The sequence below is a fragment of the Streptomyces mangrovisoli genome (assembly GCF_000974985.2).
In the GTDB taxonomy this organism is placed as follows: domain Bacteria; phylum Actinomycetota; class Actinomycetes; order Streptomycetales; family Streptomycetaceae; genus Streptomyces; species Streptomyces mangrovisoli.
Genome location: NZ_LAVA02000004.1, coordinates 126,802 through 140,125 on the forward strand (window position 1 = coordinate 126,802; position 13,324 = coordinate 140,125).

General features: G+C 74.4%; 11 protein-coding genes. All 11 read left to right on the forward strand.

The genetic code is table 11. The features are described 5' to 3' along the window. Nucleotides 1–51 precede the first annotated feature (51 nt). The 11 genes from WN71_RS02835 (at nucleotide 52) to rpmA (ending at nucleotide 13,267) form a co-directional block, all read left to right on the forward strand. Nucleotides 52–351: an RNase A-like domain-containing protein gene (locus WN71_RS02835; protein ID WP_046586741.1), complete on the forward strand. Its 300-nt coding sequence runs from the start codon at nucleotides 52–54 to the stop codon at nucleotides 349–351. 21 nt (nucleotides 352–372) lie between these two features. After that, the gene (locus WN71_RS02840; RefSeq protein ID WP_046586739.1) at nucleotides 373–1,038 is read left to right on the forward strand and encodes a contact-dependent growth inhibition system immunity protein; all 666 of its coding nucleotides are present in this window, start codon (nucleotides 373–375) and stop codon (nucleotides 1,036–1,038) included. Nucleotides 1,039–1,076: 38 nt separating this feature from the next. Then, entirely contained in the window at nucleotides 1,077–1,580 is a 504-nt protein-coding gene (locus WN71_RS02845; RefSeq protein ID WP_046586737.1) for a hypothetical protein, read from the forward strand. Nucleotides 1,581–1,803: 223 nt separating this feature from the next. Further along, nucleotides 1,804–3,687 carry a glycoside hydrolase family 15 protein gene (locus WN71_RS02850; RefSeq protein WP_107469551.1) on the forward strand — a complete coding sequence of 628 codons (1,884 nt, stop codon included), beginning with the start codon at nucleotides 1,804–1,806 and terminating at the stop codon, nucleotides 3,685–3,687. Between the two features lie 319 nt (nucleotides 3,688–4,006). After that, complete coding sequence (locus WN71_RS02855) at nucleotides 4,007–4,918, forward strand: calcium-binding protein (RefSeq protein ID WP_046586734.1); 912 nt, start codon at nucleotides 4,007–4,009, stop codon at nucleotides 4,916–4,918. Between the two features lie 203 nt (nucleotides 4,919–5,121). Beyond that, complete coding sequence (locus WN71_RS02860; protein ID WP_240529543.1) at nucleotides 5,122–6,138, forward strand: DMT family transporter; 1,017 nt, start codon at nucleotides 5,122–5,124, stop codon at nucleotides 6,136–6,138. A gap of 4 nt (nucleotides 6,139–6,142) precedes the next feature. Further along, the gene (locus tag WN71_RS02865; protein ID WP_046586732.1) at nucleotides 6,143–7,108 is read left to right on the forward strand and encodes a hypothetical protein; all 966 of its coding nucleotides are present in this window, start codon (nucleotides 6,143–6,145) and stop codon (nucleotides 7,106–7,108) included. A 48-nt stretch (nucleotides 7,109–7,156) separates the two neighbouring features. Further along, entirely contained in the window at nucleotides 7,157–7,936 is a 780-nt protein-coding gene (locus WN71_RS02870) for a TIGR03936 family radical SAM-associated protein (protein WP_046586727.1), read from the forward strand. 256 nt (nucleotides 7,937–8,192) lie between these two features. After that, nucleotides 8,193–12,323, forward strand: a complete 4,131-nt coding sequence (locus WN71_RS02875; protein WP_046586725.1) for an Rne/Rng family ribonuclease — start codon at nucleotides 8,193–8,195, stop codon at nucleotides 12,321–12,323. Nucleotides 12,324–12,677: 354 nt separating this feature from the next. Continuing rightward, nucleotides 12,678–12,998 carry a 50S ribosomal protein L21 gene (gene rplU, locus WN71_RS02880; RefSeq protein WP_007381993.1) on the forward strand — a complete coding sequence of 107 codons (321 nt, stop codon included), beginning with the start codon at nucleotides 12,678–12,680 and terminating at the stop codon, nucleotides 12,996–12,998. Between the two features lie 14 nt (nucleotides 12,999–13,012). After that, nucleotides 13,013–13,267 carry a 50S ribosomal protein L27 gene (rpmA, locus tag WN71_RS02885; protein WP_046586720.1) on the forward strand — a complete coding sequence of 85 codons (255 nt, stop codon included), beginning with the start codon at nucleotides 13,013–13,015 and terminating at the stop codon, nucleotides 13,265–13,267. The last annotated feature ends 57 nt before the right edge of the window (nucleotides 13,268–13,324 follow it).

Consider the following 13,324-nt stretch of genomic DNA (forward strand, 5'->3'; position numbering starts at 1 on the left):
CTCGGCGACCACCCGACCGACGCCCCGCACACTTAGCAGGAGAGAACGGAATTGCTCACTCGTTCCGCCACCTACCCCGACCGCGAGACCGCCCAGTGGGCGACCCAGCAGGTCGTCACCGCCAACGAGCAGCTGATCCACCGCTGGCTCGCCGAGTCGACGCGCCCGCGGCTGACCGTCGAGGCGTCGTGGCCGTCCAGGCCCGAGCCGGTCGGACGGGTCCTGCTGCAGGCGATGATGCTGGCCGGGCGGGAGCCCGTCGACGTGCGAGCCGCCCGCGTCGTCCTCAGGCGGGACGCCTCCCTGCCGCACGGCTTCGCCGTCCACGCCACCTTTCCCGTCTTCCTGTAGCGACCGCGGAGGCTGACCACCGTGCCCCTGAGCCCCCTCGAACACGACCGCCGCTACGGCGAGCTCGACCAGGTCATGCGCGCCTACCTCGGGCATCCGGCGGACGACACCCCGGACAAGCCCGGCGCGGCCCTGACCGCCTATCTGCGGCAGACCTGGCACACCCGGCCGTGGGCGCTGTCCATCGCCGAGCGGCAGTTGCGCGACTACGCGGAGAATCCGCCGGGACGGCTGCGGCTGCGGCTGGGCGAGTTCTACGCGATCCCCGATGTCGGGCTCGCCGAGGGCGAGGTCCAGCAGTGGCTCCGCTGCCTCGCCGACCACATCAGGCGCAGCGTCGAGGAGGGCGACGTACCGCCTCCGGCCGCGCCCGCCACGCACTGGGAGTGGCATGCCCGCTTCCCCGAGCTGGGCCAGTTCCTCGGCGGCTGGTTCTCGCAGGACATGCCCGACGAGTTCGCCGACCACGCCGTTGCCGTCGAGGACTACCGCGGCTCGACCGACCCGCACTTCGTCGCCCGGCTCATCGGCGAGCTGCACGAACTTCTCGCGCTCGACCTCGACGAGTCCGACTACGCCGTCGCCGTCGCCGAACTGGGCATGGAGGTCGACCCCCCGGCCCCCCACACCCCGGCCGCCTGGCTCGCCCACGTCACCGACCAGTTGGCTCGGTCAGGCCGGACCTGAGTGGGTCCCGGCACCTCTGGAGGAGTGAGGAGTACGGCATGGCGCGGACCCGACCCGACCTCCGGGTGAGGTCCCTGCCCGCCTGCGCGAAGGACCGGTTCGACGGAGCTCACTCGTTCGCCACGCTGGTCGCGCGTGCCGGTGCGGACTGGCACGGCACGGTGATCGATGCGGTCCAGGGGCATCCGGTGCTGCGCCACGTCGACCGCCGGGAGTTGGGGGAGAGCGTCCTGGAGGTCTCGCCCGCGCAGGCCGTGGAGCTCGCCGGGCTGATCTCGGTCGGATCTCTGGTGTACGGCCCCGGTGAGTCCCTTCGTGCGCCGGACCCGGAACGTGACGCCTGCCTGCGGGAAGTGGTGTGGGCCGCAGGGAACGGCGCACGTTTCTTCACCAATCACGGGCACGCGGAGGACGGCGAAGAGGGCGACTTCCTGGCGTCGTCCTTTCACGCCAAGGTCCTTGCCGGGCCCACCGTCGACATCTGCCTTGTCGGTGTGTCGGACGAGAACGTCCTGATTCTCTGGCGTTTCGAGGACGACTGACTCCGCTTCGAGGACGACTGCCTCCTCTTCGAGGACGACTGACTCTTCAAGGAACCGGTGTTTGGACCGGCGGCCTCGCCATCGGCCGGGGTCCGGCGCCGGACCCTTCGGTGCGGCGTCGCCCCGGCATGCGCCCCGCCCCGATCCGGCGCACCCTGTAAGCCGGGACGGCCCCCGTGCGGGTGAGCCCAGAGGGTGTCGGGTCCGGTGAGGAGGCGTGTTCGTGACTCGTTATCCGCCGATCGCAGACCACGGCATGGTCGGTGACCTCCAGACCGCCGCGCTGGTCTCCGCCGAGGGATCCGTCGACTGGTGGTGCACACCCCGCTTCGACTCGCCCAGCGTCTTCGCCTCGCTGCTCGACAGCGACCGTGGCGGGCACTGTCTGCTCACCGCGGACCTGCCGGACGGGGAACGGGCCACCGTGCGGCAGCTGTACCTGTCGGACACCGCGATCCTGGTCACCCGGTTCATGGCCGACGGCGGCGTCGGCGAGGTCGCCGACTTCATGGCGCCGCTCGACGGGGCCCCGGCCACCGACCGGCACCGGCTGATCCGGATCGTGCGCGTGGTCCGCGGCCGGCTGCCCTTCCGGCTCGTCTGCCGCCCGCGGTTCGACTACGGCCGCGCCGCCCACACCCTCGAACAGCCCGACGGCCGCACCGCGGTCTTCCGCGGCCCGGACACCGATCTGCACCTGCAGACCAGCGCACCCGTCGACCTGCACGACGACTCCGGAGACCTGACCTCCCGCTTCACCCTCGAAGCCGGCGAGGTCGCCGCCGTCGTGCTCACCAGCACCGCCTCCGGCGCCCCCGCCCCGGACCCGCTCACCCGGGACGGCATCCGGGGCGAGTTCGAGGCGTGCCGCATCTTCTGGCTGAGCTGGCTGCACTCCTCCACCTACCGCGGCCGCTGGCGGGACATGGTCAACCGTTCGGCGATCACCCTCAAGCTGCTCACCTACGCCCCCACCGGCGCCCCGATCGCCGCCGCCACCGCCGGCCTGCCCGAGCAGATCGGCGGCGAGCGCAACTGGGACTACCGCTACACCTGGATCCGCGACGCCTCCCTGTCCGTACGCGCGCTGATCGACCTCGGCTTCACCGACGAGGCGCACGCCTACCGCCGCTGGCTGCGCGAGCGCATCGAGGCCGGCGGCACCGCCTCGGGCGAGCCCCTCCAGATCATGTACCGGGTGGACGGCGACCCGAACCTGACCGAGCTGACCCTGGATCACTTCGAGGGCTACCGCGGCTCGGCGCCGGTCCGTATCGGCAACGGCGCCGCCGACCAGATCCAGCTCGACATCTACGGCGAGGCCGTCGACGCCCTGGCCCCCTTCGGCGACATGGGCGGCATCGAGGGCTGGCGCGCCTTCACGTCCATGGTGGACTGGCTCAGCGACTCCTGGGACCGCCCCGACGAGGGCATCTGGGAGACCCGCGGCGGCCGCAAGGACTTCACCTACAGCCGCCTGATGACCTGGGTCGCCTTCGACCGCAGCATCCGGATGGCCACCGAGCACGCCCGCCCCGCCGACATCGGCCGCTGGACGCGGGCCAGGGACGCGGTGTTCGAGCAGATCGTCGACCGCGGCTGGAGCAGCGAGCGGAAGGCGTTCGTCCAGCACTACGACGACACCGTCCTGGACGCGTCCCTGCTGCTGATGCCGCGCGTCGGCTTCCTGTCGCCGACCGACCCGGCCTGGCTGAGCACCCTCGACGCGATGGAGGCCGAACTGGTCAGCGACAGCCTGGTCTACCGCTACGACCCCCAGGCCTCGCCGGACGGACTGCGCGGCTCCGAGGGCACCTTCAACCTGTGCAGCTTCTTCTACGTCGAGGCGCTGGCCCGCTCCGGCCGGCTGCTCCAGGCCCGTTACGCCTTCGACAAGATGCTCACCTACGCCAACCATGTCGGCCTCTTCGCCGAGGAGATCGGCCCCTCCGGTGAGCAACTCGGCAACTTCCCGCAGGCCTTCACCCACCTCGCGCTGGTCACCGCCGCCATGGCGCTGGACGAGCAGCTCGACCAGCTCTCCCCCCGGCTGACCCCGGACTCCCTGCCGATGCTGCCCGACCTGCAACGGACCCGGCACCGATGAGCGGCGCCGGGGCGCCCGCCCCGACCACTGCGGGCGCAGGCCGTGCTTCCTGGCCGGCCTGGCCGTCTCGGCGTCGGCGCCCTGCTCGGCTCGTACGGCCGTAAATCCGGTTCGGCGGACATGAATTCACGGGCACGCGCCCATGTCCGCCCGCTGAACCGCGCCGTTCCAGCCGGTTGACCCGCCTGCTCAGCCGGTTCCGGCCCGACCGCCGGTGCCGTGCGCGGCAGCCGCCGGGCGCGCGGCCGGGGACAACCAACTCCATGTGCCACGGGTCACGTTGGTGTCGATCCGAACGACAGCCCGTGGAGGTTGCGCCATGTCCGTCCCGTCCGCCCGTCCCGCCCGCCGCAGAGTGTCAGGCGCCGCCCCGGCGCTGGCGCTCGCGCTCGTCGCCGCGCCCGCCGCCGTCCTCGCCCAGGCGGGCCCGGCCGGTGCGGCGGCCGCGACGGCCACCGCCACCGTCCAGAACGGCGTGGCCGTCTACACCGCCGCCGCCGGCCAGACCAACAAGGTCAGCGCCACCGCGACGGACCTGGGCGGCCTCCAGACCATCCGCTACGTCATCGACGACACCGTGCCGATCACCCCCGGCACCGGCTGCACCCGGGCGGGCACCGACGCCACCCAGGTCGTCTGCGACGTCACCACCTACGACAGCCAGGACCCGTACGCCACCCTGACCGTGTCGCTCGGGGACAGGAACGACGTCGTCTCCTACGCCAACACCACCGGCCAGGACTACTACTTCGCCGACTTCGACCTGGGCTCCGGCAACGACACCTTCAAGGACACCGGCAGCGTCGACGGAAACACCGTGGACGGCGGCTCGGGCGCCGACCACCTCACCGTCGGCCCGGTCGACGTGGCGCTGGGCGGGACCGGGGACGACACCATCGTCGCCGCCCGCGGCACCATCGCGCAGGGCGGCGCCGGCCGCGACACCATCACGCTCACCGGCGCCAGTGCCTACGCCGACGGCGGCGCGGACGCGGACCTGCTCTACGGCGGCGCCGGCGAGCAGAGCCTGAGCGGCGGCGCCGGCAACGACACCGTCCGCGCCGGAACCGGCAACGACCGTGTCTACGGCGGCACCGGCAACGACGTGCTCTACGGCAACAGCGGCAACGACACCATCTACGGCAACAGCGGCAACGACCGCCTCTACGGCGGCCCCGGCACCGACACGCTCTCCGGCGGGCCCGGCTCGGACCTCGTCCACCAGAGCTGAACCGCCCCCGCGCACGGTGCCGTACGCTCGGCCCGTGAACTCCTACTGGCACAGCGTCCTGCCGCCGCTCGGCGCCTGACGGGCGCCCACGCCGACGACGTCCGCGCCCCCTGCCCGCCTCCGCGGCGGCCGGGGGGCCCGGCCGCGCGCCCGTCCCCGGATCCGGAACGCCCAGCGGTATGCGACGACGGAAGTTCACGACTGTGCCGAACGACAACCCTGCCTCCGCCACACCCACGCCCACATCCCGTTCCACACCCACGCCCACATCCCGTTCCACACCCACGCCCGCGCCCGCTCCCACGCCCCGCGCGCTCAGCGGCGGCCCCCTGCCCGTCCTCGCCGCCGCCGTCATCTGGGGGACCACCGGCACCGCCGGCTCCTTCGCCCCCACCGCGGCCGCGCCCATGGCCGTCGGGGCGGCCGGGCTGCTGCTCGGCGGAGTGCTGCTGTTCGTCACCTCCGGCGGCGGCCGAGCGCTGCCGAGGGGGTGCGCCCGCGACGAGCGCCTGCTGCTCGGCCTCGGCGCCCTCGCCGTCGCCGGATACCCCGTCACCTTCTACCCGGCCGTCGCCCGCACCGGTGTCGCCGTCGCCACCGTGATCGCGCTCGGCAGCGCGCCCGTCCTCACGGGCCTGCTCGCCCTGCTCACCCGGCAGGGCCGGCCCACCGCCCGCTGGGCGTACGGCACCGCCGCGGCCGTGCTCGGCTGCGCCGTCCTGGTGCTCGGCCCCGTGCTCAGCGGGCCCGGCACACCCGTCGACACCGTCGGCGTCCTGCTGGCCGTGCTCGCCGGACTGTCGTACGCCGGCTACGCCCTCATCGGCGGCCGGCTCATCGCCCGCGGGCGGCCGGCCGGCGCGGTCATGGGGGTCATGTTCGGCGGCGGCGCGCTGCTCGCCTCGCCGGCCGTCGTCGCGGCCGGCGCGCAGTGGCTCGGCACCGCCCGGGGCGCGTCCGTCGCCCTCTACCTGGCCCTGGTCACCACCTTCCTCGCCTACCGCCTGTTCGGGCACGGACTGCGGCACACCCCGGCGCAGGTGGCGACCACCCTCACCCTCGCCGAGCCCGCCGTCGCGGCGGTGCTGGGGGTGGCGGTGCTCGGAGAGCGGCTGCCCGCCGTGTCGTGGTGCGGTCTCGCCGCGCTCGGCGCCGGAATCGCCGTTCTCACGACGGGGCCCGCACCGAGGGATCCGGAAGGGGCGCCCCGGCGTCCTTGACGGTATGGAGCGGTACGAGGCGGGGGCGCCGCGACGGGAGCCCGAGGGATGTCTGGTGGTCGCGATCCGCATACCGGTGCGGATCGTCGTGCTCGTGCTCGTCGTGCCGGTGCGCATGGCCTACGACGCCCTCGCCGCGGGCGGCCGGGTCCTCGCGCGGGCCGTGCTGCGGCCCCTCGGCCGGGCGCTGGCCCGGGTGGCGTACGTCCTGCTCGTGGCGCCCTCGGTGCTGCTGTGGCGGCACGTCCTCGTACCGGCCGGGACCGCGCTCGCCCTGCTCTTCCGGGTGCTCGTGGTGGTGCCCGCGACATGGCTGTGGGCCCGCCTGCTCGTCCCGCTCGCGCGGGGCACCGGCGCGGCGATCGACTGGCTGTACACCCGCGTGCTCACCCCCGCAGGACACGCGCTCGCCCGGCTCGGGACCGCGCTCGGGCAGATCCTCCACTGGACCGTCCGGGTGCTTCTCGTGCTGCCCGCGGCCGCCCTGTGGCGCCTGGTGCTCACCCCGCTCGGCCGGGGGCTCGCCGTCGTCGGCGGGCTCCTCGCGGTCGTCGGCCGGGAGGTGGGGGAGGCGCTCGGGCACGCCTGGCGCGTCGCCGGACGGATCTCCCGTGCCGTCGGCCGGTTCCTCGGCACCCTGCTGCGCCGGACGCTCGTCGACCCCGCGCGGTGGATGCACCGCCGACTGCTGGTCCCCGTCGGGCACGTCCTGCGGGACGCGGTGCTGCGCCCCGCCGGGCGGGCGGCCCGCGCGGCCGGACGGGTGACGCGGCAGGTCCTGGACTCCGCCCGCCACGCCGGGCGACAGGCGCTGGACTCCGCCCGCGCCACCGTGCGCGCGGCCCGCGCGGACGTCCGCCGGGTGCTTCTCGGAGCCCCCGGCCCGCGGCCCCCTGCGGACTCGGGGGAACCACCGGGCGCCGGGACACGTACTCTTGGTAGCAGTACGACCGCACTCACGAAGGACTGAACGACACTGGGCAAGCGACAGCCCGAAGGCCCGCCGCCCGCACCCGCGGTGCAGCGCATCCGACTGCGCTACACCAAGCGCGGCCGCCTCCGGTTCACCAGCCACCGCGACTTCCAGCGCGCCTTCGAGCGTGCGCTGCGCCGCGCCGAGGTGCCCATGGCCTACTCGGCGGGCTTCACGCCGCATCCGAAGGTGTCGTACGCCAATGCCGCACCCACCGGCACGGGCAGTGAGGCGGAGTACCTGGAGATCGCGCTCACCGCGGCGCGTGACCCCGAGAAGCTGCGCGCCCTCCTCGACGAGTCGCTGCCCAACGGGCTCGACATCGTCGATGCCGTGGAAGCGGCGACCTCGGGCCTCGCCGACCGGCTCACCGCCTCCGTATGGGAGCTGCGGCTGGACGGCGTGGACCCGGCCGACGCCGAGCGGGCGGTCGCCGCGTTCACCGCGGCCGACGCGGTCGAGGTGCAGCGCATGACCAAGAACGGCGTCCGTACCTTCGACGCCCGGTCCGCCGTGGCGAGCCTCGAGACGCGGTCCGCGCAGGCTGCTGGGTCAATGGACCGGCCCTGTGCGATACTGCGCCTGGTTGTTCGGCACGTGACGCCTGCCGTACGACCCGACGACGTCCTGTCCGGTCTTCGCGCCGTGGCCGACCTGGCGCCGCCGGTCCCCGCAGCGGTGACCAGGCTGGCGCAGGGGCTGTTCGATGAAGAGACCGGCACGGTGACCGACCCGCTCGCGCCCGACCGCGAGGCAGCCACGGCCCTTACCACGGCCGTCCCGGCCGCCGCCGCGACGGAGCCGGCGCCGGAAGGTTCCGCGTAGGGATGTACGCCGAAGCGCCGCCCTCGGACTCGGGAGCCACCTGGGTCGGGCAGCGCACCGACCAACAGACTTTCGCCAGGCCGTACGCAACATGGCGTACGGAACCGGCGAGACAGGACACAGAGAGCTCCCGTGCGGCGCCCGCGCCCCGGACGGCGGCACCGCGCATCGCGCGAGCCGCGGACGTCAACGGCGATCGACCAGGTCGACGCCGGACCAGCGCGGCGCCCGGGAGCCTGACGGGAGAAACGCCCGCATGCTCGAGCCGACCGAACCCACCGAGGGTTCCGAAGACCTGAACACCCCCAGCGACACGCTGCCGCCGCGCCGCAGGCGCCGCGCCGCGTCCCGCCCGGCCGGTCCGCCGACCGCGGCGGCCGCCGCCGAGGCCGAGACCACCGCTCCGGCCATACCGGCCGCCGAGCCGGCCGACCTCGCCGACGAGACGTCCGTGACCGCGGAGGTCACCGAGGACGCGGAGGCCGAAGAGAAGGCCGCCGAGGAGACCGCGGTGGCCGAGGAGGCCCCCGCGGAGGAGGCCGCCCCGCGCCGCACGCGCCGCCGTGCGACCCGCCGTGTCTCCGCGCCCGCCGGGGCCCCTGAGCCGGTCGAGGCCGCCGAGACGGCCACCGCGGCCACCGCCGAGGAGCCCGCGCCTCAGGAGGAGCCCGCCGCCGTGACCGAGGAGCCCGCCGCGCCCCGCACGCGCCGCCGTGCGACCCGCCGTGTCTCCGCGCCCGCCGGAGCCCCGGAGCCGGTCGAGGCCGCCGAGACGGCCGTAGCGGCCACCACCGCGACCCCCGAGGCCGTCGCCGACGAGGCGCCCGCCGAGGAGGCAGCGCCCGCACCCCGTACCCGCCGCCGCGCGACCCGCCGTGCCTCGGCGCCCGCCGGCGCGCCGCAGCCGACCGCGGACGAGTCCGCCGAGACCTCCGTGGCCGCGGAGGCCGCCGAGGCGCCTGCGGCCGCCGTCGCGGCCGAGCCGGCCGAGGCCGCCGAGTCCGCCGAGACCGAGTCGGGCGCCCCGCGCCGTACGCGTCGCCGTGCGACCCGTCGTGTCTCCGCGCCCACCGGAGCCCCGGAGACCGCCGAGACCGCCGAGACGCCCGTGACCGCCGAGACCCCGGTGGCCGCCGAGGCGCCCTCCGCCCAGGCCCCCGCCGCCGTCGAGCCGCCGGTGGCCGACGAGTCCCCGCGCCGGTCCCGCCGCCGTGTGGTCCGCAAGGCCGCGACCGGGTTCTCCGAGCCCGGCCGGGGCACCGCCCGCGCCGCCGCCGCCGAGGAGCCTGCCGAGGCCGACGAGCCGCGCCGCCCCCGGCGCCCCGCGGTGGCCGTGTTCCAGGCCCCCGTCTTCACCGAGCCGAAGTTCCAGACCCCGCAGCGGGCCGCCGCCGAGGCGGCCGCCGAGGCTGCCGGCACGGAGACCGAGGAGCCCGAGGAGACGGCCGAGACCGTCGAGGCCGCCGAGTTCGCCGAGGAGCAGACCGGCTCCCGCCGCCGTCGCCGCCGTCGTGGCGCCGCCGACAGCGGTGCCGGTGACGTCCAGCAGCCCGCCGTGACCGCGGCGGCCGAGGAGGCCGACACCGAGGCCGAGGAGGCCGAGGACCAGGTCGAGGACGGCGCCGACGGCGAGGACGACTCCGAGGAGACCGGCTCGCGCCGCCGCCGTCGCCGCGGTGGCCGCCGTCGCCGCCGGGGCGAGTCCGCGGAGAGCGGCGAGGCCGCCGACGCCGACGACCTCGCCGCCGAGCAGGCCGAGCAGGACGCCGAGGACACCGCCGAGCAGGTCGAGGAGGACGAGGACGACCTCGCCGACTCGGACGAGCGGGGCGAGGAGGCCGGCGGTTCCAGCGCGGGCAGCCGTCGTCGCCGTCGTCGCCGCCGTCGGGCCGGTGACTCCTCCGGCGAGGCCGATGCGTCCACCGACGACCCCGAGCGCACGGTCGTCAAGGTCCGCGAGCCGCGCAAGCCCTCCGAGCCGAGCGACGAGGTGCAGTCCATCAAGGGCTCGACCCGTCTGGAGGCCAAGAAGCAGCGCCGCCGCGAGGGCCGCGAGCAGGGCCGCAGGCGCGTCCCGATCATCACCGAGGCCGAGTTCCTGGCCCGCCGCGAGGCCGTCGAGCGCGTGATGGTGGTCCGCCAGCACGGCGACCGCACCCAGATCGGCGTCCTGGAGGACGGCGTGCTCGTCGAGCACTACGTCAACAAGGAGCAGTCGACGTCGTACGTCGGCAACGTCTACCTCGGCAAGGTGCAGAACGTGCTGCCGTCGATGGAGGCCGCCTTCATCGACATCGGCAAGGGCCGCAACGCCGTGCTCTACGCGGGCGAGGTGAACTTCGAGGCGCTCGGCATGGCCAACGGCCCGCGCCGCATCGAGGCCGCCCTGAAGTCCGGCCAGTCGGTCCTGGTGCAGGTCACCAAGGACCCGATCGGCCACAAGGGCGCCCGCCTGACCAGCCAGGTCTCCCTCCCGGGCCGCTACCTCGTGTACGTCCCCGAGGGCTCGATGACCGGCATCAGCCGCAAGCTGCCCGACACCGAGCGCGCCCGGCTGAAGACCATCCTCAAGAAGATCGTCCCCGAGGACGCGGGCGTCATCGTGCGCACCGCCGCCGAGGGCGCGAGCGAGGACGAGCTGCGCCGTGACGTCGAGCGGCTCCAGGCGCAGTGGGAGGAGATCAAGAAGAAGTCGAAGGGCGGCAGCGGTTCCAACGCCCCCGCGCTGCTGTACGGCGAGCCGGACATGACCGTCCGCGTCGTGCGCGACATCTTCAACGAGGACTTCTCCAAGGTCATCGTGAGCGGCGACGAGGCGTGGGAGACCGTCCACGGATACGTCTCGCACGTCGCCCCCGACCTCGCCGGCCGGCTGTCGAAGTGGACCTCCGAGGTCGACGTCTTCGCCACCTACCGGATCGACGAGCAGCTGTCGAAGGCGCTGGACCGCAAGGTCTGGCTGCCCAGCGGCGGTTCGCTGGTGATCGACCGGACCGAGGCGATGGTCGTCGTCGACGTCAACACCGGCAAGTTCACCGGCCAGGGCGGCAACCTCGAGGAGACCGTCACCAGGAACAACCTGGAGGCGGCCGAGGAGATCGTGCGCCAGCTGCGGCTGCGCGACCTCGGCGGCATCATCGTCATCGACTTCATCGACATGGTGCTGGAGTCCAACCGGGACCTGGTGCTGCGGCGCCTGCTGGAGTGCCTGGGCCGGGACCGCACGAAGCACCAGGTCGCCGAGGTGACCTCGCTGGGCCTGGTGCAGATGACCCGCAAGCGGGTCGGCCAGGGCCTGCTGGAGTCGTTCTCCGAGACCTGCGTGCACTGCAACGGCCGCGGCGTCATCGTCCACATGGAGCAGCCGACCGCCGCCGGTGGTGGCGGTGGCGGCAAGCGCCGCAAGCGCGGTCGTGGCGGCGACGTCCACGAGCACGAGGCGGCCGCCACGGCGGTGGAGACCGGCGAGGCGGTGGAGCCGGAGGAGACCGAGGCGGAGGTCGCGGCCGAGGCCGCCGAGCCCCTCGAACTGCCCGCGCCGGACTTCGCGCCCGACGAGGAGCTCTACAGCAGCGTCGCCGAGGCGGAGGCCGCGGCCGGCCGGAGCCGTACGCGGCGCCGTACGAGCCGTCGCGCGTCCGCTCCGGCGGGTGCGCCCAGGGGCCGGTCCCGTACGGCGGACGCCGAGCGCGCCGACGCCGAGCGGTCCGAGGCCGACGCCGAGGTGCCCGCCGTGCCGACCGCGCAGGCCGTGCCCGCGCAGGTCGAGGCCGAGCGTCCGGTGCGGCCGGAGACGGTGGTCGAGGCGCAGGCCGAGCCCGTCGCGGCCGAGGACCCGGTGGTCGAGCCCGAGGCTCCGGCCGAGCAGGCCGCGCCCCAGGGCCGTACGCGTCGCCGGGCGACCCGGAAGGTGTCCGCGCCCGCGGGCTCCCCGGCCGGTGCCGAGGCGGCCGTGGTCACGGTCGCGGAGACCGCTCCGGCGGCCCCCGCGGAGCCCGAGGCCCCGCGGGCGGAGGCGGCCCCTGCCGAGGAGGCGCCCGCCGAGGCCGCCGCCCCGGCGCGTCCGCGCCGCCGTGCCGTGCGCAAGGCGACCGCGCCGACGGCGTCGGAGGAGGCCGCCGTGGTGGTCGTCCCGGCCGCGGAGCCGGAGGCCGCCGCCGAGGCGGAGCCGGCCGAGGCGGAGGAAGCGGCCCCGGCCAAGAAGGCCGCGGCGCGCAAGACCGCCAAGAAGGCGACGGCGAAGAAGGCCGCCACCAAGAAGACCGCGGCCAAGAAGACGGCCGCCAAGAAGACGACGGCCAAGAAGGCGGCCAAGACCGCCAAGACGGCCGCCGCCAAGTCGACGGCGAAGAAGACCACGGTCTCCGCGTCCACCGACGAGAACTGACGCGCCCAGGCGTGTCGTGAGGCGATGCGGCCGGTCCTTCGGGGCCGGCCGCACGCTTGTGCCCGGGCAGGTCCCCGGGGGCGGCCCGCCCCGAGGCGTCGGCCCGCCAGGTCCCCGGGGGCGGCCTTCGCCGGGCATGGCTGTGACCGGTCGCACGGCCCGCGGCCCCGGCCCGGTTTGACCCCTTCGGGCGCGGCCCCGTAACCTTGACCGTCGGCGTGTCCGATCCCTGTGACGCGTCACATCCCCGTAAACCTCTTCCTCCAGAGCACTTGGGTGTTCCGGAGAGGCTGCCCGCGTGCCGGGCGGCTGGACTGCGGGGGTGCCGTTCCCGAGCGAGAGAGTGAGATCCGCGTGTACGCCATCGTGCGCAGCGGTGGCCGCCAGCACAAGGTTGCTGTCGGTGACATCGTTGAGGTTGACAAGATTTCCACTGCCAAGGTTGGCGACACGGTCGAGCTCTCGACCCTGCTCGTTGTCGACGGCGACGCTGTGACCAGCGACCCGTGGGTGCTGGCCGGTATCAAGGTCCAGGCCGAGGTCGTGGACCACCACAAGGGTGTGAAGATCGACATCCTTCGCTACAAGAACAAGACCGGCTACCGCCGTCGTCAGGGCCACCGCCAGCAGTACACGGCGATCAAGGTCACTGAGATCCCCGCGGCTGCGAAGTAAGGGACTGAGAACAGATGGCACACAAGAAGGGCGCATCGTCCACCCGGAACGGTCGCGACTCCAATGCCCAGCGGCTCGGCGTGAAGCGCTTCGGCGGTCAGGTCGTCAACGCCGGTGAGATCATCGTCCGCCAGCGCGGCACCCACTTCCACCCGGGCGCCGGTGTCGGCCGCGGCGGCGACGACACGCTGTTCGCGCTGCTTCCCGGTGCGGTGGAGTTCGGTACCCACCGCGGCCGCAAGGTCGTGAACATCGTTCCCGTCGGCTGAAACGGCTGATCGGAAGCTTCGCGCGAGGCGGACCTCACTTCCCGGTCGGGAAGGCGG

What these genes read in the sequence shown, in the direction of transcription:
- WN71_RS02855 (WP_046586734.1), top strand. Translation starts at nt 4,007, where the DNA reads ATGTCCGTCCCGTCCGCCCGTCCCGCCCGCCGCAGAGTGTCAGGCGCC.
- WN71_RS02865 (WP_046586732.1), top strand. Translation starts at nt 6,143, where the DNA reads ATGGAGCGGTACGAGGCGGGGGCGCCGCGACGGGAGCCCGAGGGATGT.
- WN71_RS02875 (WP_046586725.1), top strand. Translation starts at nt 8,193, where the DNA reads ATGCTCGAGCCGACCGAACCCACCGAGGGTTCCGAAGACCTGAACACC.
- WN71_RS02845 (WP_046586737.1), top strand. Translation starts at nt 1,077, where the DNA reads ATGGCGCGGACCCGACCCGACCTCCGGGTGAGGTCCCTGCCCGCCTGC.
- rpmA (WP_046586720.1), top strand. Translation starts at nt 13,013, where the DNA reads ATGGCACACAAGAAGGGCGCATCGTCCACCCGGAACGGTCGCGACTCC.